The sequence below is a fragment of the Stenotrophomonas sp. pho genome, from assembly GCF_006228405.1.
GTDB lineage: Bacteria > Pseudomonadota > Gammaproteobacteria > Xanthomonadales > Xanthomonadaceae > Stenotrophomonas > Stenotrophomonas sepilia.
On record NZ_CP029759.1, the window covers coordinates 153,116 to 174,257 of the forward strand.

A 21,142-nucleotide genomic window follows, 5' to 3' on the forward strand; every position below is an offset into this window, starting at 1 on the left:
ATGGAACCACCAAGATGGACGGTACTTCCACCTCTTGAGCTTCGTGATGCAGGTACTCCCTGGACAGAGTCGCTCAATGGATACGCAAATCGCTTGGCTAAGCTCAGCGGAATTTCGTGGTGCAAGCTGCTTCAGCTTATCGACACCCACTCGTCGGAGGTGCCGTCTAGATACATTGATCAGCGCAGACTCGATGGGCTCGGGCCTGTGTCAGTACGGCGTGCGCGTTCACTAGAGAAGCTGACTGGGCAGTCACTTGTCGGTGCTACTTTGTATGGACTCTCAGAGATCGTCTCCTCAAGGGCAGCGAGCTGGAGTCGACACGCCGCTTGGTGTCCGATTTGCATCGGAGCTAGCGATATGGACGAGAGCGCCACAGAGAGGCTGATTTGGAGCTTCGATGCTTATTCTCACTGCTCGCTGCACGACGCCAGGATTGAGAACAGCTGTTCCAATTGTGGACTCGGGAAGTTGAAGAGCATTGCATTGAGAAAGTGCCCATCCTGCGGAGATCGCCTAGACAGGCGCACACGCTTTGACTCGGCGAACCCGACTCAGCGCTGGATCAATCAGTGCATAGAGGAACTGATCTCTTGGTGCTCAAATCATCCAAATCAGAGGCTTGAACTCTCGAACTTGGAGGTGTTTATAGAGGCAGTCGGGGCTAGAGGCGAGCGGCGAAAGTTGGATTACCGACCTCCTGCACGCTTGCCTGCAAGCTATTCTGACTACAAGAGCTGGACTAGAGTGAATTGCTTCAGACTCTTTAGAAGGAATGATCCGAGTCGATTAGAGTTCAATGAGCTACTCAATCTATCGGCAAATCAGTGCGTTTCTGTCTTGGACATTCTTCTCCAGCCTATCGAATCTGCGTCCGAACTTCTGCCTGGAATTGGATCGAATCCGGAGCTCCCACTAGGACGCGGTCGAGTGGCAGATGAGCGAAGAGAGTTTGCTCGATTGATTGACGCTCTGCTTGGTGATGACCAGTGCGTCCTTCCATCCTTCCAGGTGCTTGCGCAGCTGAGCGGAAGACGAGGGTCGTTCAAGTCTGGCCTACCGCACCACCACGCTCACTATGCGGTCCGGCTAAGGCGGCAACAGATGATGATTCGCGGTGTTTCGCGAAGAACGATAAACAGAGCATTTCGTCTTGCATGTCAGTTGAAACTTTCGCTACAAGGACAGCTGCTGATATCCGAAGCCGTGGCAAAACGAATCCACATCGAGATGGATGTCGCATCGAACATCGTGCGATCCGCGGAACTTGCCTGTAGCCTTCTTCTCCCAGTCGGAGGGATGAAGGGCGTAGCTCGTATACCCAATCTATGAGCTGAAGCCTTCCTGGTGGTCTTAGAAGTCTCTTGGTCTTAGATGCCCCGTCTGCCTGACGAACACGAGTGCATTCCACGGTTGCGAGGTGTCAGCAATAGTGCCGAAGGGTGGCATAAGTGCTGTTTGCTACGTCGACGGATGCGCAGAGCATCAGAGCTGTCCAAGATCTTGGACGACCGATCGCCCTTGGCGCAGGTCGATTGCCAGCAGGCGACCACCTGCGACCTGCCGGCCAGCGGCGCTGTTTAACCATGCCGCTTGAATCCTGCCCGCCTCAATTACCGCATCCGCCGCAAAGCTGTCAGGCATGGCCCGCAAGGGCTCGCCGGGTGACGCCAGACCTCCGACCAAGGGTTGCACCACCGTTGCTGCGGTGCTGTTGGACTTGGCGTAGGCGGTGGCTATCATTCGTCCGGCGCGTGGGCACCACCCTCCAAGTACCAGTTCGGTGCCTAGGGTTTGCCTCGACAGGCCTGCTTCAAGGGCTGCCTTCTCGTACTCAGGCCAAAGCTGGTCGATCACCAATGTCAGTTCCTTGGCTAGCTGCTCCATTGTGAAGTCCGCCCGAAAGCTGGCCTGCAGCATAAGTGCGTAGATCCGAAGGAAAAATTGAGTGCTACCGCGGCAGGCAAGCACCACGTTGTGTTGTGGAATCAATAAGAACTTCGCGCCGGACGATTTGGCGCCGGTGAGTGCATCCTCGGCGAGAGTGTCAACTGCAACCAGCATCCGTTCAGGGCTAAGCAGGACGTTCAGGATACTCAAGTGCGCGCGCTCCACTGGCTTGCGGCAATATCATGCGGATTGTGACGATTGTCCATCTAGAAGCACATTGGAATGAATTTTGAGATTTCTGACTTAAAGGCTCGCTTAGAGGCGTGCGAGACAGATCTTGCGGCGCACCGTGGCTACTTGAAGGCCCTGGAGTACGGGGTGCGGACGCTAATCATCACGCATCCGGATCCAGACTTGTTATCGAGAGCCTGGGAGTCGATTCTTCCTGGGATCACTGAGGCTCACGGGCCGGAGGGCGGGTGGATTTTCAACGCGGCCTTCCAGCAGCTGCTCTCGGTGTTGACTCAGCAAATTGAGGCGCGGGGCGGCAAGGTCGGTGATTAGGGGAACAGGACCTCGATCTGAGGTGGCATTGCCTCCAAGCCCAGAGCAGGGCTTTCTGGACGATTCAGGGCGGGACTTGGGGAACTCAAGCACGAATGCTGGAGGGAACTGATGTGCAGCTTTGAGGGGAAGGGGGATTGGCGTGCGTATAAAGAAGGGCAGATGAGGAGAACTTCAAATGAGTGACGTAGATGAATGGCTGACAAGGGCCTCGGCTGCCACTCGGCCCTGCGGCAATGAGCAGGCCACTGATGTGCTAGTTCAGCGCTTGTCCCAAGAAGCTTCCCCTTCGCAATGGGCCGGTAAGCGAGAGTTCCGCCGGGCACTCGCATGCGCCGCGCTCGCGGCGGTGCTTACCTGCGGAGGAGTAGGCTCCGCCTTCTTTGTCACCCAGGCACCCTCGCGCCCGACATGGGTCGCGGCCCCAGCTTCCATGTCCCCATACGCTCTACTGGTGGAACGCTGATGGCAATCGGACCCCTCATGAGGCTGCCGCTGGCAACAATCGCTGGCGCCATCATTGGCGTCGTGTGCGCGCTGGCTATCGGCTGGACCTGGCACTCGCTCAATCCTGGGCACAGCGATCTCCATGAACGCCTTCACGCCGTGGTGCCTCTGGACGACTCGGAGAAGCAGATCCTCCAGGCCAAGGAACAGCTGTTCGCAACAAGGCGAGGTGAGATCGAAGCGCGCCTGCGGATTGCCAACCGCCAGCTGGCGGACGCCATCGCGGCTGACCCCAAATGGAACCCCCAGGTGGAACGTGCAAGTCGTGAGGTGGAGCGGGCTGCGGGCGATCTCCAGCGCATCACGCTCGAGCATGTGTTCGAGATGCGCGAGGGCTTGAAACCCGAGCACCGGCCGGCCTACGACAAGGCACTCCTTGAAGCACTTCGCACCGACTCTCCCTGAGCCACACAAACGTTGTGACCATCGAGGACGACAACAACTGGGCAGTTGAAGCTGCGGCAGGTAATGCTGAGGCCTTCGCTCGCCTGGTCCGCCGTCACTCGCCAGCAATCAAGCAGATGGTTCGAGGCATGGGCCTGCCCGAAACCGACGTCGATGATGTCGTGCAGGAGACATTCGTTGCCGCTTGGCGAGGCCTGTCAGAGTACGATCCGACGCGCTCGGTACTTCCCTGGCTGATGCGTATTGGAATCAACAAGGTTCGTGATACGCAACGGTTTCGACGCGTCCGCCATTTCCTGTTCCGGGCCAAGCCTTTGGATGACGAGGAAGGACGCGCCCTGCATTCCGAGCAGGCCGGGCCAGAGCAGGTTGCCGGCTCTCAGCTTGAGCTCGCAGAAGTAAGAAGGGTTCTCAACACGATCGACCCGAGCCTGCGTGAAGCCCTGGTTCTGACTGCCTTCGTCGGCCTTTCCCAGGTTGAAGCAGCTTCCGCCCTGGGTATCAGTCTCAAAACAATAGAGGGTCGCGTACTGAGAGCACGGGCCAAGCTGACAGATGCACTGAGCCGCGGGAAATAAATTTTCGCCGGATTCGAGGGAAGGCCGCGCAGGCCGCGTAGTGCAGAAAGACGGCCGAGATTGCGGCCCCACTGCACCGGATCCTCATGAAACCATCATTGCTTGCCCTGACGGTGATGCTGGCCCTGACCAGTATCTCTGCGGCCTATGCCTCGGACGCCCCGAACTTCAGCGCGTTGCTCGAGCAGAGCAGGGCCCAATCCCCCTTCCTTCAGGAAAAGGGGTTCGACACAGCTGCCGCTGCGGGCGAAGCCCGCCAAGCGCGAGCGCTACGTAACCCCACCATTGATGCCCTCGCAGAGAATCTCAACGCTCCCCCAGCAATGGCGCGAGCCAGCGGCAGACGACCTACACCATCAGCCAGCCACTCGAGATCTTTGGCCAACGTGGGGCTCGAATCCAGGCGGGAGAGAAAGGGCTGCAGGCGGCCGAAGCTCGCCAGCACCAGGCACAAGTCGAATTCGCCGCAGCCTTGGCTGTTGCCTACGCGTCTTCCGAGGCTGGGCTGATACGGCGCAACATTGCTGCCGAAGATGTTGATCGCGCCAGAGGCGACCTGAAGGCAGCTCAGGCGCTGGTTGACGCAGGAAAGGAGGCCAGCCTGCGCGTAGCACAAGCCCAGGCCGGCTTGAGCTCAGCAGAAGCGATTGCCGCCTCAAGAGAGGCAGAGGCGGCTGCAGCTCTCGAGCAACTGTCAGTACTGGCGGGAAGAGCTGAACCCTACTCAGGCACGTCCGAGTCACTCCTGGTGCGCGAGTGGGTTGCGCCCGCAATTGCGAACGTCGATTCGGCATCTGTCCTGTCTGCGAAGGCAGACGTCGATGCGAGCGATGCGGTTCTGCGCACTGAACGCTTCAAGCGGGCACCGGACCTTAACCTCACCGCAGGCCGTCGCAACTTCGCCGCCGGTGGGGACGCATTGGTCGTCGGCGTGTCTCTGAGCATCCCATTGTTTGACCGGAACAGCGGCGGGATCAGCGCGGCTCGAGCACGGAGCGACGCCGCCCGTGCTCGATTGGATGCAGCACGCCTCCAGAGCCAGGCGGACCGTGCGACTGCGCTTGCGCGTGTTGACGCCGCCAAGCGAGGACTGATCGCTGCCTCCAAGGGAGAGGAAGCAGCCACGGAAGCCTACCGAATGGCGCGCTTGGGATACGAGGCCGGTAGAACCCCACTGGTTGAGCTGCTGCTTAGCCGTCGCACGCTGACGGACGCGAGGCTGAGCGTGGTGGATGCACGACTCGCACGCGTTGCCGCCTACGCATCGCTCGCCGTGGCCAGCGGTCAGATTGCCTTTGGAGACATGTAGATGAAGAGAAGTATTCCGGCTGTTAACACCCTGACGATGATCGGCGTGGCTACCTTGGCGCTTGGCGCGGGATTTGGCATTGCACGCTTATCCGCCCCTTCAGAGACGGTGGTCGACCCCGCGAAAGACGAAGCCAGCGCCAGTGCGCCGGCGGAGGCGGAGGCAGCTCAGGAAGTCGCGATTCCCAAGGAGTATCTTGCCGCTGCGGGGATCTCGGTGGAGCCCGTCACTTCCGCTCAGGTAGCGGCGAATATCACCGCATCGGGTTCGGTCGTGGCAATCCCCGGTGGTGAGGCCGTCGTGGTGGCACGTGCGGCCGGTAACGTCACCGATGTCATCCGGCAGGTGGGCGACAAGGTGAAGAAGGGCGAAGTGCTGGCACGCGTAGCCAGCCCTGATGGGGCCCGTATTGCGGCTGACCTTCGTGTGGCCAGCGCCAGCCTCTCCCTCGCCGAAAAGAACGTCAAGCGCGATGAGTCGTTGCTCGCACAGGGCGTGCTGGCACGACAAGAGGCTGAGGCGAGTCGCGCCGCCTATCTCACAGCGCAAGCAGAAGCACAACGCGCTGCCCTGGTGGCACGCACCGCCAATGTGGATGGAGGAGGTAGCGTCAACGTCATCAGCCCTATCGATGGAACCATCAGCAGCTCGCAAGTGACTCTGGGCGCTTTCGTCGAGCCGCAGGCCTCCCTTTATAGGGTCACAGGTTCCAATGGCGTGGAGATTCAGGCCTCCGTTCGTGCGGGTGACACCGGTCGGATCAAGGCCGGCGACAGCGCGTCCATTACCCGCTCCGACGGAAGCGTCACCTCAGGAAAGGTCCGTTCAGTTGCTGCCGCCGTAGGTGGGCTGACAAGGGCTGCCACAGTCGTAATCACCCCGAGCGCAGAGGCGAACGGATTGGTTGTGGGTGACGGTGTGCAGGTCCGGCTGGTCACCGCTTCCGGATCGGGTGAGGGGCTGTCTGTCTCGGAAGAGGCGGTCCAGAACATCGACGGAAAAGACGTCCTCTTCGTCAGAACCAGTAAGGGGTTCACTGCACAGCCGGTCTTCATTGGCCTCCGTAGCGGTGGTATGGCGCAGATCCTTTCTGGCGTCACTGCGGGAACCCCGGTTGCTACCCGTAATGCGTTTCTGGTGAAAGCCGAGATGAAAAAGTCGGGCGGAGACGAGTAATGATCGAGCAAGTACTCACGGGTGCCGTACGGCACCGCTGGCTGGTTCTGTTCATCACACTGGTGATTGCGGTGATCGGCGGGTGGCAACTGAACCTGCTACCGATCGACGTGACTCCGGATATCACGAACAAGCAGGTCCAGATCAACACCGTCATCCCGACGCTGAGTCCAGTGGAGGTCGAGAAGCGCGTTACCTACCCGATCGAGACCGCGATGGCAGGACTTCGGGGCGTCGCGAACACCCGGTCGTTCTCGCGCAACGGCTTCAGCCAGGTCACGGTGATCTTCGATGAGAGCGCAGACCTCTACTTCATGCGCCAACAGGTCACCGAGCGTCTGACTCAGGCTCGGCCCCAGTTGCCGGAGGGTGCCGAACCACTGATGGGCCCGGTTTCGACCGGGTTGGGCGAAGTATTCCACTACAGCGTTGAATTCACCCACCCAGATGGCAAAGATGCCCCGCGAAATGATGGTAAGCCTGGCTGGCAAAGCGACGGTTCGTTCCTGACTGATCAAGGGGAACGGCTGACGGACAACATGGCACGTCTGGCCTACTTGCGCACAGTCCAGGACTGGATTGTGCGGCCTCAGCTGCGCACGACGCCAGGCGTAGCAGACGTCGACAGCCTCGGCGGCTACGTCAAGGAGTATGTCGTTGAGCCCAATGCGAGCAAGCTCGCGGAGTACGGGTTCTCCTATACCGACCTGGCCGACGCGTTGCAGGATGCCAATCTGTCGGTCGGAGCAGACTACATCCAGAGGTCGGGCGAGTCCTATCTGGTGCGCGCAGACGCCCGCATCCGCTCCGTGGACGAGATTGCCCGTGCCGTTGTGGGCAATCGCAACGGAGTTCCCGTAACGGTGGGTGACGTCGCACGTGTGGTCGTTGACGGTGAGCTCCGCCGCGGTGCTGCCAGCCGCAATGGATACGAGACTGTCGTCGGCAGTGCACTCATGCTGGTTGGCGCCAACAGCCGAACTGTGGCGGCGGCGGTGGGTGACAAGCTGCAGGAGATCGGCAAGACCATGCCGCCGGGCGTGACGATTGTTCCCACCTTGGACCGATCCCAGCTGGTTGTCGCAACGATCAAGACCGTCGCCAAGAACCTGGCCGAAGGCGCTCTTCTAGTCGTGGTCATCCTGTTTGCATTGCTCGGAAACTGGCGAGCTGCTGTCATTGCTGCATTGGTGATTCCGTTGTCCCTGCTGATCACCGCGATCGGCATGAACAAGCTCGGGATCTCTGGCAACCTGATGAGCCTGGGTGCGCTCGACTTTGGCCTGATCATCGACGGCGCGGTCATCATCGTCGAGAACGCACTGCGCCGCCTGGCAGAGCGACAGCATGCACTTGGGCGCCCGCTCAATCTATCGGAGCGCCTGCATGAAACGATCGCCTCGTCCAAGGAGATGGTCCGCCCGACCGTATATGGGCAGGCGGTCATCTTCCTGGTCTTCGTGCCCTGCCTGACCTTCCAGGGCGTCGAGGGGAAGATGTTCTCTCCGATGGTCATTACCCTGATGCTGGCGCTGGCCTCTGCATTCGTGCTCTCCCTCACTTTCGTTCCGGCGATGGTGGCGGTCATGCTCAAGGGCCACATTTCCGAGAAGGAAGTACGGGTGGTAGCTGCCACCAAGAGCCGCTATCAGCCGATGCTTCGCAGCGCAATCCGCCAACCCATGCCCTACCTGGCCGGTGGTCTTGGCGTCCTGGTGGCCGGCGTTGTGGCCTTTGGCTTTGTGGGTCGGGAGTTCATGCCCACATTGGATGAGCAGAATCTCAACCTGTCCTCCGTTCGCATCCCGTCCACATCGATCGAGCAGTCCGTCGCCATCGACCTTCCTCTTGAGAAGGCACTGATGACGTTGCCGGAGGTACAGACGGTGTACTCCAAGGCCGGTACCGCAAGCCTGGCCGCAGATCCCATGCCGCCCAATGCGTCCGACAACTACGTGATCCTCAAGCCCAAGGACCAATGGCCGGATGGAGTGAAGACCAAAGAGCAGGTGATCGAGAGGATTCGAGAGAAGACAGCCTTTCTTGTTGGTAACAACTATGACGCCACCCAGCCCATCGAGATGCGCTTCAATGAGCTGATCGGCGGCGTTCGTAGCGACGTTGCAGTCAAGATCTATGGCGAAGACCTGACGGCGCTTGCCGGCAGCGCTGACAAGATTGCGGCCGTCCTCAAGAAGATTCCGGGCGCATCGGATGTCCGTGTGGCGCAGACGGGAGGCTTCCCGACCTTTGACATGGCGTTCGACCGGGCCGCGATCGCCCGTTACGGACTCACCGTCAAGGAAGTGGCCGACACAGTGTCTGCTGCTCTGGCAGGTCGCATGGCGGGCCAGATCTTCGAAGGTGATCGGCGCTTCGACGTGGTGATTCGTCTGCCCCGTGTGGACCGCAGCGATCTCGATGTACTGGGAGCCGTTCCGGTTATGCTGCCGCCAGGCAGTCAGGAAGGCCGTCAGTCTGTTCCGCTTCGTGAATTGGTCAGTTTCCGCTTCACACAGGGTCTGAACGAAGTGAGCCGCGACAATGGCAAACGTCGAATCTATGTGGAAGCGAATGTGGTCGGGCGTGACCTGGGTAGCTTCGTTGACGACGCCAAGGCGGCTATTGCCCAGCAGGTGCAGTTGCCCACGGGTTCCTGGATCGAATGGGGCGGGCAGTTCCAGAATCTGCAGGCAGCAACGAAGCGACTGGCGATTATTGTGCCTCTCTGCTTCATTCTCATTGCAGCCGTCCTCTACATGGCGATTGGCAACGGTTTGCTGACAGGTACGGTACTGACTGCGGTGCCACTTGCTCTGGCCGGTGGATTCTTCGCATTGGCGTTGAGAGGAATCCCCTTCTCGATCTCAGCTGCTGTGGGCTTCATCGCGGTATCTGGTGTCGCGGTGCTCAACGGCCTGGTTCTGATCTCCGCGATCAAGAAACGCCTGCACGAGGGGCTTCCGCCAGATGAGGCGGTCGAACTGGGTGCAATGGAGCGCGTTAGACCGGTTCTTATGACCGCGCTGGTTGCCTCCCTGGGCTTCGTCCCGATGGCGATTGCAACAGGTACGGGCGCCGAAGTGCAGAAGCCACTGGCTACAGTGGTTATCGGGGGTCTTGCCACGGCAACCGTACTGACGCTGTTCGTGCTGCCTGCGCTGTGCGGGCTGGTACTCCGAAGAACTGCGCGCAGGAAGGCCGCGGGCATTGAAGACCCCTTGCCGGTACCCGAAGTCGATTGAGCGCAAGCCCCTTCCACGGCTTCACGTCCTGCCCTGCGGATCGGATTACGATCCGCAGGGCAGCGGCGCTTTCCACTGTTCCATCTAGAGGTGAGCCATGATCGAGGTCCTACGCTTTCCAACATTCAGGAACCTGTTCGCTGCGCAGGTTATCGCGCTGATCGGCACGGGCTTGGCTACCGTGGCGCTCTCTCTTTTGGCCTATGACTTGGCGGGGGCTGAGGCGGGCGCTGTGCTAGGTACGGCTCTGGCAATCAAGATGATTGTCTACGTGCTGTTGGCCCCTCTGTCCGGAGCGATCGTCCCGGCAAATCTACGCAAACCGGTGCTTATTGCCCTCGACCTGGTGCGGGCGGGCGCGGCGCTTTGTCTGCCGTTCGTCAACCAGATCTGGCAGGTGTACCTGCTCATTGCCTTGCTGCAGTCGGCCTCGGCGTGCTTCACCCCTCTGTTCCAGTCGACGATCCCGGAAATCCTGAAGGAGGAACGCGACTACACCCGAGCACTGTCCCTGTCGCGCCTGGCCTATGACCTGGAGAGCCTGCTGAGTCCCGCGTTGGCCGCTGCTCTGCTGACGCTGATCAGCTTCCACGGCCTGTTCGCTGGTACGTCCGTAGGCTTCGTGATATCCGCCATCTTGGTGTTCTCAACTGCATTCCCCTTCGTTGCTCCGTCCCTAAGAAAGGACGGTCCCTACGCCCGCGCGATTCGAGGAATGCGGATCTACCTGAAGACGCCCAGGCTGAAAGGGTTGCTTGCCCTTAATCTGTGTGCGGCCGCCGGCGGCGCCATGGTGTTCGTGAACACCGTCGTTGTGGTGCGCAACGTTCTCGGCGGAGCAGAGTCACAGGTGGCATGGGCGCTGGCAGCTTTCGGTGGCGGCTCGATGCTGACGGCGCTTGTCCTCCCCAAGGTTCTCGATCGGGTGGCTGACAGGCGCGTGATGCTCTCCTCAGCCCTTGCAATGTGCATCGTACTTGTGACCCTCGGGCTTACCTGGCTGCTCTCGCCCTCCTCCATAGGTTGGCCCATCGTGCTCGCCGGCTGGGCATTGTTGGGGATGAGCTATGCGGGGCTGGTGACTCCTGGCGGCAGACTGCTGCGGCGATCAGCGGAATCCACCGATCTGCCATTCCTGTTCGCAGCGCAGTTCTCTCTCTCCCACGTGTGTTGGCTGATTGCCTACCCTCTGGCTGGAGCCGTGGGTGCGAAGTTTGGAATGCCAGTGGCGATCATGGCACTGGCAGTAGTCGGCATCGCCGGATTCGTGTTCGCCTGGAGAATCTGGCCCGCCCATGACCCGGACGAGATCTCCCACGGTCACGACGATCTGGCTGCGGACCATCCCCACTGGGCGGAACACGCTTCTTCCAACGGCAAGCACTCACATCGGTATGTCATCGACGACGTGCACCCTCGTTGGCCTGGATGACGGAAACTTGAACAAGGGGCGCGAGAGGGCACTTTCACCGCTCGCGCCCGACGTTGTCATATCGACTTTGCCAGAACAAGCCTCTAGTCTTTGCCCGTGCGATCCCTTCGTCTACCAACCAGCGTGCTGTTGCGCAGCTGCATCTTCATGATGCTGGTGGCGAGTCTGTTCGTGCGACCCGTCCTGAATCATCTGGGTGAGCTGCACGGCTTGCAGCACATCGTGCAGGCTGCGGTGGAACATGGTCACCCCCATGTTGGGGTGAGTGATGCCGCAGACCGTGATCTTGAACACGCGGTTGGATTGCACAGCCTGTTGCACCAGGCCGATCTGACGGCTTCTGTAGGCATCTTGGCCAGCCTTGCTGGACCCGCTCGAGTTGATCTGAGCGATATCCATCCCTGGCACCAGCCAGCGGCAGAGCTTCAGCATCATCGCTCATCCCTGTTCAGGCCTCCTATCGCCTGAGACCCAGGCCTCGTGCTCGCACTGAGCAGAGGCTTGGCAGCGCCCGTCCAGTCAATCCTTACTGGACGTTCGTCGCTGCAAGAAATTATTCATTCGTTCCCCGCCCGGACCCCGCTTACGCGCAGTGATCCGTGTGACGTGCCGTGCGCGCCTTCTGCGCACTCGTAGCACGTTGCGCCGGTTCCCAGTGTCGTAGCGGATAGCTTTGGCGGAGGTCCGCTGACCGCATTCGTAGATCCTCATCATGATCCCCAGTTCTGAATCCGGGGCGCTCTCGCGCGTCCTTCTCCAACCCCCACTACGGTCGCACTGGCCGCGAACTCTACTCGCACTGCTTTCCCTGTTCATGCTGCTACTCACAGCTGACGGGGCGTTGGCTCACGCGATCGCCGAAGGCGACAAGGGCTACATCCAGGAAATATCTGGAGTAAATCTGATCGCATTCGCCTATCTGGGCGCAAAACACATGGCCACCGGCTATGACCACATCCTGTTCCTCCTGGGCGTGGTGTTCTTCCTGTACCGGATGAAGCATGTCGCGCTGTATGTGACGCTGTTCGCGATCGGGCACTCCACAACGATGCTGCTGGGTGTGCTGTTCAACGTGGGCATCAACAGCTACCTGATCGACGCGATCATTGGTCTGTCTGTGGTCTACAAGGCCCTGGACAATCTGGGCGCCTACCAGCGTTGGTTCGGCTTCCAGCCAAACACAAAGGTTGCGACGTTGATCTTCGGCCTGTTCCACGGCTTTGGTCTGTCAACCAAGATCATCGAGTACGACATCTCACCCGATGGTCTGTTGCCCAACCTGCTCGCGTTCAACGTCGGCGTGGAGATCGGCCAGATCCTCTCGCTTGGCGCGATTCTGATCGCAATGGGCTACTGGCGCCGCACGCCCAGCTTCTTCAAGCACGCCTACACCGCCAATGCCGCCATGCTCTGCGCCGGATTCATTCTGATCGGCATGCAGCTCACTGGCTACTTCGTTTCCTGACTTTCAAGAGAACTACATCATGTACAACAGTAAGCCCGCCGAAGGCGACCTCCCCACCAGCCGCCAGTTGGGACGCACCACCGCAATTGCCGCCGGCATCGCCATTGTCCTCCTGGTTGGAGTGGTGATGCCATCTGAGTACGGAATCGATCCCACTGGTGTTGGTCGGGTACTGGGCTTGAAGGAAATGGGGGAGATCAAGGAACAGCTTGCCGAGGAAGCGGCAGCTGACGCTGCGATGGACGCAAAGGCCGCCGAAGACGAGGCAGCCGCCCTGCTGACGCAGGTGTCCACGCAGAACCGTAAGACCGTTGAAGTTGCTCAGAAGCCTGCCGCGAGCAATGCGGCCACCGCTGCTGAATGGCGGGACGAAGAACAGGTTGTCCTGGCGCCGGGCCAAGGCACCGAGATCAAGCTCGTCATGAAGGCGGGCGAGCGCGCCAGCTACCAGTGGTCTGTTGAAGGCGGCGTCGTGAACTTCGACACCCACGGAGACGGCGGCGGTCGAGCGATCAGCTATGAGAAGGGTCGAGGGGAAGCCACCAAGCAGGGGGTGCTCCTGGCTGCCTTCGACGGCAACCACGGATGGTTCTGGCGCAACAGGGGCGAGGAGCCCGTAACGCTTCTGCTCCGCACCGGAGGGGAGTACGAGTTGATCAAGAAGATGTAAACCGCAGCGGTTAGCGGTGGCCGGGTGCGCTTAAGGCCCGGCCACCGCCCTATGTGCGGTATTTCCGATGGGCTGCGCCCAGTTTCGGCCCCTCGACAACCCCAGCCAGCCCCGCTTAAGCTAACCCATATGCGTCTTTCCGCCCGCCACGGCCTTGCCCTCAGGATCAGCTTCTTTGCGCTGATGCTGTTGAGTGTCGTTGCGCGGCCGATGGTGATCCAGCTCAGCGAACTGCACGGATTGGAACATGACATCGCAGCAGCGGTGGATCATGGCCATTCACATGCCGGCGGTGCGGGCGACAATCTGGACCCGGATCACGCCACTGGCGCTCATGCGGTACTGCATCAGGCAGATGCGAGTTTCGCTGGAAGCCTGTTCACGCCCCACGTCTACCTGGCTTCACTACCGCTGGCCGGTGAAGTCCATGCTCTGCGACTTCTGAGGGTGCCTGCAGGGCACCCGGCGTCACCCTTCCGACCTCCGATCGTCTGACGACCCTAGCTGCGCTCTAGCAGCCTGAGCGCGCCTCCCGTGTAGCGGAAGGCGGCGCGTCGTTCTGACTTTCTTTCCGGAGGCTTCCGTGAAATTCCGTAGTGTGTGGGCGCTGGCTGTTGCCGGCGCCTGCGGTGTGGCCGTTCCTGGCTACGCCGCCGAAGTGCTGCGCCTGGAGGATGCGGTCGCCCGCGCTCTGGGCACTCACCCAAGGGTGCAGGCAGATGCCGCACAAATAGAGGCGACAAAGAACCGTGCGGCGCGAGAGGGCTTAGCAGCCCCGTTGGTGCTCGGCGGAGAACTGGAGAACGTGGCCGGTAGTGGCAGCGTGCGAGGTATGGACGCTGCCGAGGCAACGTTCCGGGTATCCAAGATTCTGGAACTGGGTGGCAAGCGGGCGGCCCGCCAAGCGCTTGGCGGCGCCGAGGTGGATGCAGCCCTGCGAGAGGCTGATGTGACCCGGGTGGCCATCGCCACACGCACCGCTGGTCGATTCATTGACGTGCTTGCGGCGCAGGAGCATGTCGAGCATGCGGAAGAGCGGATTCGTATGGCCCGCGCGCTTCAGCGAGAGGTGGCCCGCTGGGTCTCTGCGGCACGGAACCCGGATTCAGACCTGAGGGCCGCTGAAATTGCCCTGGCCGATGCAGAGCTCAAGCGTGATCAAGCAGTCCAGCGGTTGGAGGCCTCGCGCATGGCGCTTGCGTCTTCCTGGGGCTCTTTCACCGCTGACTTCGACACCGTCGCCGGCGATACAAACATCCTCCCTCCGCTGGATGACTACCAGACGCTGTCCGAACGCCTTCAGAACGCGCCACAGCAACGTGCCTTCGATGCCCAGTCCAGAATTCTTGCCGCGCGCCGCGATGTCGCCGTTTCCAGCGCGAAGCCTGACGTGAGTGTTGGATTTGGACTTCGCCGTCTTGAAGCAACGAAGGACAGTGGCTTGGTCATGTCGATCTCGGTTCCCTTGGGAACCCGGCGTCGATCAGCCTACTCGGTATCCGAAGTCGACTACGAACTGAGTGTGCTCAAGTCACGCCGTGAAGCACAAATGTTGGAGCTCAACCAGGAGCTGTTCGGAGTCTATCAACAGCTGCGCCAAGCGCAGTTGGAGGTCACCTCCGTTCGTGAGCGGCAGCTCCCCAAGGCGGAGCAGGCGATGAATCAGAGCCGTCGTGGCTTCGAGGAGGGTCGATTCTCCTATCTCGCATTGAGCCAGGCGCAGAAGACGCTGTTCGACCTTCGTGAGCGCGAAGTCGAGTCCGCCGCACTCTATCTCCGATTGCTGGTCGAGGCAGATCGCCTCACCGCCTCCGCCCAGGATATCCGCCCATGAATCGTTACGCCCTTCTTATGTTGCTTCCGCTGGCACTGGCCGCCTGTGGCGGTGAAAAGCCGGTTGAGAAAGAAGCCGCAGAATCCACCGCCGCGGCCGGCGACTACGAGCGCGGCCCCAACCGCGGTCGCATGCTCCGCGATGGTGATTTCGCACTTGAAGTCACCGTCTATGAAACCAACACGCCTCCTCAGTTCCGCCTCTACGCCTATCGAAATGACAAGCCGATCTCACCGAATGAGGTGAAGGCAACAATGCAGTTGAAGCGCCTCGACGGTGAGGTCAATGATTTCACTTTCACCGCCGAAAACGACTATCTCGTAGGGAACGGCGAGGTCGTGGAACCTCATTCTTTCGACGTGAAGGCAGACGCAGTGGTAGGAGGAAAGACACACACCTGGTCCTATCAGTCCTATGAAGGCCGTACCACCATCGAGCCAAGCGCTGCCAAGGATGCGGGTGTGGTGGTGGAAGAGGCTACCGCTGGCACTATCCGCGATACGGTCACGCTGATGGGGAACATCGCGGTCAACACTGGCCGCCAGGCCGCCGTCAAAGCACGATTCCCAGGTATTGTCCGCAGCGTGTCGGTCGAGATGGGCCAACGCGTTTCGGCAGGGCAGACGCTGGCGACGGTTGAAGGCAATGACAGCATGCGCACCTACGCGGTGATTGCTCCCTTCAGCGGCATCGTTCTTGCGCGCAACACCAGTGTTGGTGATGTGGCCGCCGACAACACACTGTTCGACGTTGCCGATCTGTCAGAGGTCTGGGTCGATCTACGAGCTCTGGGCACTAACGCCGAGCGTCTCGCTCCAGGTCAAGCAGTGCGGATCCGTTCCGCCACGGGTGCCTTGGAGACTGAAGGTAGGCTCCAAAGCCTGCTTCCGCTGGCAAGCAGCGGCCAAAGCGTGGTTGCGCGCGTGAGTATCCCCAATGGTGACGGCAAGTGGCGTCCAGGAATGGCTGTCTCGGCCGAGGTCATCATTGCCGAGACACCTGTTCCACTGGCCGTCAAAGAGTCAGGGCTCCAGCGATTTCGCGACTTTACCGTCGTATTTGCGCAGGTGGGCGATACCTATGAGGTGCGCATGCTTGAGCTTGGAAAGCGTGATGGCGAGTGGGCAGAGGTTCTTGGCGGACTGAAGCCCGGAACGCGGTACGTCGCCGAGCAGAGCTATCTGATCCGTGCAGACATCGAGAAGTCTGGCGCCAGCCACGACCACTAAGGATCCATCATGCTAGAGCGAATCATTCGCGCGTCCATCGCGCATAGATGGCTTGTGCTGCTTCTGGTCCTGGCGCTGTCAGGCTTGGGCATCTGGAACTACAGCAAGCTGCCAATCGACGCCGTCCCTGACATCACCAATGTCCAGGTCCAGATCAACACCGAAGCACCAGGCTACTCTCCACTGGAGGCAGAGCAGCGGGTAACGTTCCCCGTCGAGACAGCCTTGGCCGGCTTGGCCAAGCTGGAGTACACGCGGTCCATCTCGCGTTATGGTCTCTCCCAGGTCACCGTTGTATTCGAAGACGGTACCGACATCTACTTCGCGCGGCAGCAGGTGGCCGAGCGCTTGCAGCAAGCCGCATCCCAGCTCCCAACTGGGCTGAAGCCAACGCTGGGCCCGGTCGCCACCGGTCTCGGTGAGATCTTCATGTACACCGTGGAAGCCGAGAAGGGTGCTGAAGAGACCTGGACGCCGATGGCGCTTCGTACCCTCCAGGATTGGGTGGTACGCCCCCAGATGCGACATCTGAAAGGTGTGACAGAGGTCAACACCGTCGGTGGCTATGTGCGGCAGTTCCACATCACGCCTGACCCGCGCAAGCTTCAGGCGTACGAGCTGACCATGCAGGATGTGATGGAGGCCGTGGCGCGCAGCAATGCGAACGTGGGTGCCGGCTACATTGAAAAGAGTGGTGAACAGTACCTTGTACGCGTTCCTGGCCAAGTGGCGGACATGGACGGCCTGCGCAAGATCGTGGTCGCCAATCGCGAGGGGCTGCCGCTTCGCGTCGGTGACCTCGCAGACGTTCACGAGGGCACCGAACTTCGAACGGGGCAGCGACCAAAGATGGCAAGGAAGTGGTACTTGGTACTGCATTCATGCTCATTGGTGAGAACAGCCGCGAAGTCGCTCAGCGAACCGCTGCCAAGCTGAAGGAGATCGACGAGACGCTTCCAGAAGGTGTCCGCGCGCATGCGGTCTATGACCGTACGGAGCTGGTCGACCGCACCATTGAAACCGTCAAGAAGAACCTGCTGGAAGGTGCCCTGCTGGTCATTGCGGTGCTGTTCCTTCTGCTCGGAAATCTTCGCGCCGCACTGATCACGGCCGCGGTCATTCCTTTGACCATGCTGCTGACCATCTCCGGCATGGTCCAGAACCGTGTCTCAGCAAATCTGATGAGCTTGGGTGCGCTGGACTTCGGTCTGATCGTCGACGGCGCGGTCATCATTGTTGAGAACTGTCTGCGCCGCTTCGGCGAGCGTCAGCACGCCCTGGGGCGTCTGTTGACCCGGGATGAGCGCTTTGCTTTGGCCGCCAGCGCCAGTGCCGAGGTGATCAAGCCCAGCTTGTTCGGCTTGTTCATCATTGCCGCCGTCTACATCCCGATCTTTGCGCTCTCCGGCGTGGAAGGAAAGATGTTCCACCCGATGGCCCTGACCGTCGTTATCGCGCTGACTGGTGCGATGGCATTGTCCCTCACGTTCGTTCCCGCTGCGGTTGCTCAGTTTGTCACGGGCAAGGTCTCGGAGAAGGAAACCAAGGCTATGCGGGGCGTGACCAAGCTGTATGGCCCGATGCTGGAACGGGCAGTCAGTGCTCGCAAACTGGTTGTGGGTGGTGCAGCCGTTCTCACCGTACTGGCGGGTCTTCTGGCCAGTCGCATGGGCACTGAGTTCATTCCGAATCTGGACGAAGGTGATATTGCGCTTCACGCGCTGCGCATTCCCGGCACTAGTCTGACGCAAGCCATCGGCATGCAGCGCCAGCTTGAAGCGACCATCAAGAAGTTCCCCGAGGTCGATGAGGTTGTCGCAAAGATCGGCACAGCAGAGGTAGCGACCGACCCCATGCCACCGTCGGTCGCAGACACCTTCATCATGCTCAAGGATCGCGACCAATGGCCTGATCCCCGCAAGCCAAAGGCGCAGCTCATTGCTGAGCTGGAGAAGGCTGTCCGAGCAATTCCCGGCAACAACTACGAGTTCACCCAGCCCGTGCAGATGCGCATGAACGAGCTGATTGCCGGTGTACGCGCCGAGGTGGCGGTGAAGTTGTACGGTGACGACCTGGATCAGCTGGCGCAGATCGGCAGCCAGATCGAGGACGCCGCAGGTTCCATCCCAGGCGCCGCAGACGTGAAGTTAGAGCAGATCAGTGGTCTGCCTCTTATGACCATCACGCCTGACCTGGATGCTTTGGCCCGCTATGGCGTTTCGATCGACGAGGTCCAGAAGACCATCTCTGTTGCGCTGGGCGGTGAGGCGGTCGGTCAGGTCTTTGAGGGTGATCGTCGCTTCGACATCGTCGTTCGTCTGCCCGAGAACCTGCGTCAGGACACCCGGACGCTCGCATCGCTACCGGTAGCCGTCGCCGTCGGGGCCAGTTCCGGCGAACAGAGAGCGTTCGTTCCGCTGGGGCAGCTGGCTAAAGTTGAAGTTGCGCCAGGCCCAAACCAGGTCAGTCGCGAGAACGGCAAGCGTCGCGTCGTCATCACCAGCAATGTACGTGGTCGCGACCTTGGTTCGTTCGTAGAGGAGCTGCGAGAGAAGGTTGGTCAGGAGGTGCAGTTGCCGGAAGGCTACTGGATTGAGTATGGCGGTACCTTCGAGCAGCTCATCTCTGCCAGCAAGCGGCTGTCCGTGGTCGTGCCGGTCGTCCTGGTGATGATCTTCGGCTTGCTCTTCATGGCGTTCGGCTCGGGCAAGGATGCTGCCATCGTGTTCAGCGGCGTTCCACTTGCGTTGACCGGTGGCGTGGTGGCTCTGTGGATGCGTGACATACCCCTGTCCATTTCTGCAGGCGTGGGGTTCATCGCGCTGTCGGGCGTCGCCGTGCTCAACGGCCTGGTCATGATCAGCTTCATCAAGAGCCTTAGGGAACAGGGCACTCCCCTGCACCAAGCGGTAACCGAAGGTGCACTGACCCGGCTGCGCCCCGTGCTGATGACGGCCCTGGTTGCCAGCCTGGGCTTCCTGCCAATGGCCCTAAACGTTGGGGCTGGCGCGGAAGTTCAGCGCCCGCTGGCGACGGTCGTTATCGGCGGAATCATCTCCTCCACGCTGCTGACCTTGCTGGTGTTGCCGGCGCTCTATCGCCTCATCCACCGCGAAGGGGATGAGCGGAAGGAGGACGCAGCGTGAACCCGTCCATCTCAACCCCTCCCAGGAACATGCAGTTGACCATTTCCAAACGAACCCAAGCGTGGCTCTACCTGCTTGCAGCCATCCTTCTGCCTTGCGTTGCTTGGGCGCATGGCGTCAGTGAAGGCGACCAGGCCTTCCTGGAAGACAGTACCGGCCTGCAGCTCATCGCGTTCACGTACCTCGGCGCCAAGCACATGGTGACTGGATACGACCACCTCCTGTTTCTGTTCGGGGTGATCTTCTTCCTGTACCGGATGCGTGATGTCAGCATCTACGTGACGTTGTTCGCGATCGGCCACAGCACCACCTTGCTGCTAGGTGTCCTGGGCGGATTGCATGTGAATGCGTACCTGGTCGACGCAATCATTGGCCTGTCGGTTGTCTACAAGGCGCTGGACAACATGGGCGCGTTCAAGCGCTGGTTTGGGGTACAGCCCAACACCAAAGCCGCCGTGCTGATCTTTGGCTTCTTCCATGGCTTTGGTCTAGCGACAAAGCTGCAGGATTTCTCGCTCTCACCTGACGGGCTTGTCCCAAACATACTCGCCTTCAACGTGGGGGTCGAGATCGGACAGCTGCTCGCGCTCGCAGGCATCTTGATCGTGATGGGCTTCTGGCGCCGCTTGCCGTCATTCCATCGACAGGCGTACAGCATCAACACCGCCCTTATGTGCGCCGGCTTCGTGCTTGTTGGCATGCAGCTCACCGGCTACTTCGTTTCCTGAATCTACAGAGGTACTCATGTCCATCACGCTTTCCAATCAGCTGCCCAGCACTCGCAAGCTGCTGAAATCCACCGCCCTGGCCGCTGCCGTTGCAGGGGTGATTCTGCTCACCACCGTGCTTCCCGCGGAGTACGGAATCGACCCTACGGGCGTAGGCAAGGTTCTGGGTCTGGACGCCCTAGCCTCCACTGACCAGGTAGAGGCAGTAGCTCCCCCAGTTCCGGCATCTGCTGGCAGCGCCGAAGCCGTCTCGGCGCTGTTCGAGAAGGCCAAGGTTGCCTTCGGGAGCAATGGCAAGCAGACCTTCGAACCCGCCGCTGTCTCTCTCGCCAGCACTCCTTTACGGCAGGACTCACTGACGATCGAGCTTGCCCCTGGTAAGGGCCAGGAGGTGAAGGCCCATATGGCTCAGGGCGCTGGGATGGTTTTCAGCTGGAAGGCCACGTCTGATGTTGCCGTGGACATGCACGGCGAGCGTCCCGACGTGAAGGGCCCCTGGACCAGCTACGCCGTTGAAGGCGCCCAGCGTCAGGCTGAGGGAACGTTCATTGCTCCCTTTGAAGGTACCCATGGGTGGTACTGGCAGAACCGCGGCAGCACCCCCGTGATCATCGAGGTGCAAATTACCGGCTACCAAGCCGACCTCTACCAGCCGTGATACCCGGCATAACGCCGAAATCAACCTAGGAGAAGCAACATGAAGAATCGTTTTGCCCTCATCAGCGTCCTTTTCGCTTCCATTGCAGCGTCCGCATCGGCCTTCGCACATGATCCGGCGCTTCATGCCGAGTCGGAAGTGAAGGAGGCGCCTAAGGCAAAGCCTGCTACGTGTGAACAGCTGGCTGACCGGACGAAGTTCAAGGTGGATCTTGCCGATCCTCAGACCAAGGCGCTGAAGGACAGGTGCGACGCTCAGGCGCAGTCTGCAGCCAAGAAGAAGTAGTAGGCTGCAAAGGATGGTCCG

Annotated in this window: 18 protein-coding genes and 2 pseudogenes; 18 read left to right on the top strand and 2 right to left on the bottom strand. The window is 60.4% G+C overall.

All coding sequences use genetic code 11. The annotated features are described in order from the left end of the window. Positions 1 to 1,332 carry a TniQ family protein gene (locus DL544_RS22265; protein ID WP_080355046.1) on the top strand — a complete coding sequence of 444 codons (1,332 nt, stop codon included), beginning with the start codon at positions 1 to 3 and terminating at the stop codon, positions 1,330 to 1,332. A 153-nt stretch (positions 1,333 to 1,485) separates the two neighbouring features. Here DL544_RS22265 and DL544_RS00690 read toward each other — a convergent pair whose 3' ends face one another. Next, positions 1,486 to 2,100: a hypothetical protein gene (locus tag DL544_RS00690; protein WP_033836041.1), complete on the bottom strand. Its 615-nt coding sequence runs from the start codon at positions 2,098 to 2,100 to the stop codon at positions 1,486 to 1,488. A gap of 72 nt (positions 2,101 to 2,172) precedes the next feature. Between DL544_RS00690 and DL544_RS00695 the strand changes: the two genes are divergently transcribed. The 8 genes and pseudogenes from DL544_RS00695 to DL544_RS00730 all read left to right on the top strand — a co-directional run bounded on the left by DL544_RS00695 (position 2,173) and on the right by DL544_RS00730 (position 11,106). Continuing rightward, positions 2,173 to 2,454 carry a hypothetical protein gene (locus DL544_RS00695; protein WP_049429828.1) on the top strand — a complete coding sequence of 94 codons (282 nt, stop codon included), beginning with the start codon at positions 2,173 to 2,175 and terminating at the stop codon, positions 2,452 to 2,454. Positions 2,455 to 2,632: 178 nt separating this feature from the next. Then, the gene (locus DL544_RS22270) at positions 2,633 to 2,920 is read left to right on the top strand and encodes a CnrY/NccY family anti-sigma factor (RefSeq protein WP_130768358.1); all 288 of its coding nucleotides are present in this window, start codon (positions 2,633 to 2,635) and stop codon (positions 2,918 to 2,920) included. A gap of 17 nt (positions 2,921 to 2,937) precedes the next feature. After that, positions 2,938 to 3,366 carry a periplasmic heavy metal sensor gene (locus DL544_RS00705; protein WP_087948687.1) on the top strand — a complete coding sequence of 143 codons (429 nt, stop codon included), beginning with the start codon at positions 2,938 to 2,940 and terminating at the stop codon, positions 3,364 to 3,366. A 14-nt stretch (positions 3,367 to 3,380) separates the two neighbouring features. Next, positions 3,381 to 3,944, top strand: a complete 564-nt coding sequence (locus tag DL544_RS00710) for an RNA polymerase sigma factor (RefSeq protein WP_049429827.1) — start codon at positions 3,381 to 3,383, stop codon at positions 3,942 to 3,944. 328 nt (positions 3,945 to 4,272) lie between these two features. Continuing rightward, positions 4,273 to 5,253: pseudogene (locus DL544_RS22275) on the top strand (TolC family protein); the annotation flags it as partial. Continuing rightward, positions 5,254 to 6,429 carry an efflux RND transporter periplasmic adaptor subunit gene (locus DL544_RS00720; protein ID WP_049429825.1) on the top strand — a complete coding sequence of 392 codons (1,176 nt, stop codon included), beginning with the start codon at positions 5,254 to 5,256 and terminating at the stop codon, positions 6,427 to 6,429. Continuing rightward, positions 6,429 to 9,674, top strand: a complete 3,246-nt coding sequence (locus tag DL544_RS00725) for a CusA/CzcA family heavy metal efflux RND transporter (protein ID WP_049429824.1) — start codon at positions 6,429 to 6,431, stop codon at positions 9,672 to 9,674. Before DL544_RS00720 ends, DL544_RS00725 begins: the two co-directional genes overlap by 1 nt. 97 nt (positions 9,675 to 9,771) lie before the next feature. Next, positions 9,772 to 11,106, top strand: coding sequence for an MFS transporter (locus DL544_RS00730; protein WP_033836038.1), 1,335 nt, complete (start codon positions 9,772 to 9,774; stop codon positions 11,104 to 11,106). A 111-nt stretch (positions 11,107 to 11,217) separates the two neighbouring features. On the opposite strand, the gene DL544_RS00735 is transcribed toward DL544_RS00730, so the two are convergent. Continuing rightward, positions 11,218 to 11,541 (bottom strand): hypothetical protein, encoded by a 324-nt coding sequence (locus DL544_RS00735; RefSeq protein WP_008264507.1) that lies wholly within the window; start codon positions 11,539 to 11,541, stop codon positions 11,218 to 11,220. 379 nt (positions 11,542 to 11,920) lie between these two features. On the opposite strand from DL544_RS00735, the gene DL544_RS00740 reads away from it, so the two are divergent. The 9 genes and pseudogenes from DL544_RS00740 to DL544_RS00780 all read left to right on the top strand — a co-directional run bounded on the left by DL544_RS00740 (position 11,921) and on the right by DL544_RS00780 (position 21,121). Beyond that, positions 11,921 to 12,571, top strand: coding sequence for a HupE/UreJ family protein (locus DL544_RS00740; protein WP_223224807.1), 651 nt, complete (start codon positions 11,921 to 11,923; stop codon positions 12,569 to 12,571). Between the two features lie 19 nt (positions 12,572 to 12,590). Beyond that, positions 12,591 to 13,241, top strand: coding sequence for a hypothetical protein (locus tag DL544_RS00745; RefSeq protein ID WP_049429823.1), 651 nt, complete (start codon positions 12,591 to 12,593; stop codon positions 13,239 to 13,241). 129 nt (positions 13,242 to 13,370) lie between these two features. Next, on the top strand, positions 13,371 to 13,736 hold the full coding sequence (locus DL544_RS00750; RefSeq protein ID WP_075075811.1) for a hypothetical protein: 366 nt from the start codon (positions 13,371 to 13,373) through the stop codon (positions 13,734 to 13,736). A gap of 88 nt (positions 13,737 to 13,824) precedes the next feature. Beyond that, positions 13,825 to 15,075: a TolC family protein gene (locus tag DL544_RS00755; RefSeq protein WP_107378919.1), complete on the top strand. Its 1,251-nt coding sequence runs from the start codon at positions 13,825 to 13,827 to the stop codon at positions 15,073 to 15,075. Further along, positions 15,072 to 16,304 (top strand): efflux RND transporter periplasmic adaptor subunit, encoded by a 1,233-nt coding sequence (locus DL544_RS00760; protein ID WP_049429822.1) that lies wholly within the window; start codon positions 15,072 to 15,074, stop codon positions 16,302 to 16,304. The genes DL544_RS00755 and DL544_RS00760 overlap by 4 nt, the downstream gene beginning before the upstream one ends. A 9-nt stretch (positions 16,305 to 16,313) precedes the next feature. Then, a pseudogene (locus DL544_RS00765) lies at positions 16,314 to 19,450 on the top strand (efflux RND transporter permease subunit). Between the two features lie 29 nt (positions 19,451 to 19,479). Continuing rightward, entirely contained in the window at positions 19,480 to 20,178 is a 699-nt protein-coding gene (locus DL544_RS00770) for a HupE/UreJ family protein (RefSeq protein WP_049429820.1), read from the top strand. A 16-nt stretch (positions 20,179 to 20,194) separates the two neighbouring features. Then, entirely contained in the window at positions 20,195 to 20,836 is a 642-nt protein-coding gene (locus tag DL544_RS00775) for a hypothetical protein (protein ID WP_033835097.1), read from the top strand. Positions 20,837 to 20,875: 39 nt separating this feature from the next. Beyond that, entirely contained in the window at positions 20,876 to 21,121 is a 246-nt protein-coding gene (locus tag DL544_RS00780) for a hypothetical protein (protein WP_008267212.1), read from the top strand. Positions 21,122 to 21,142 lie beyond the last annotated feature (21 nt).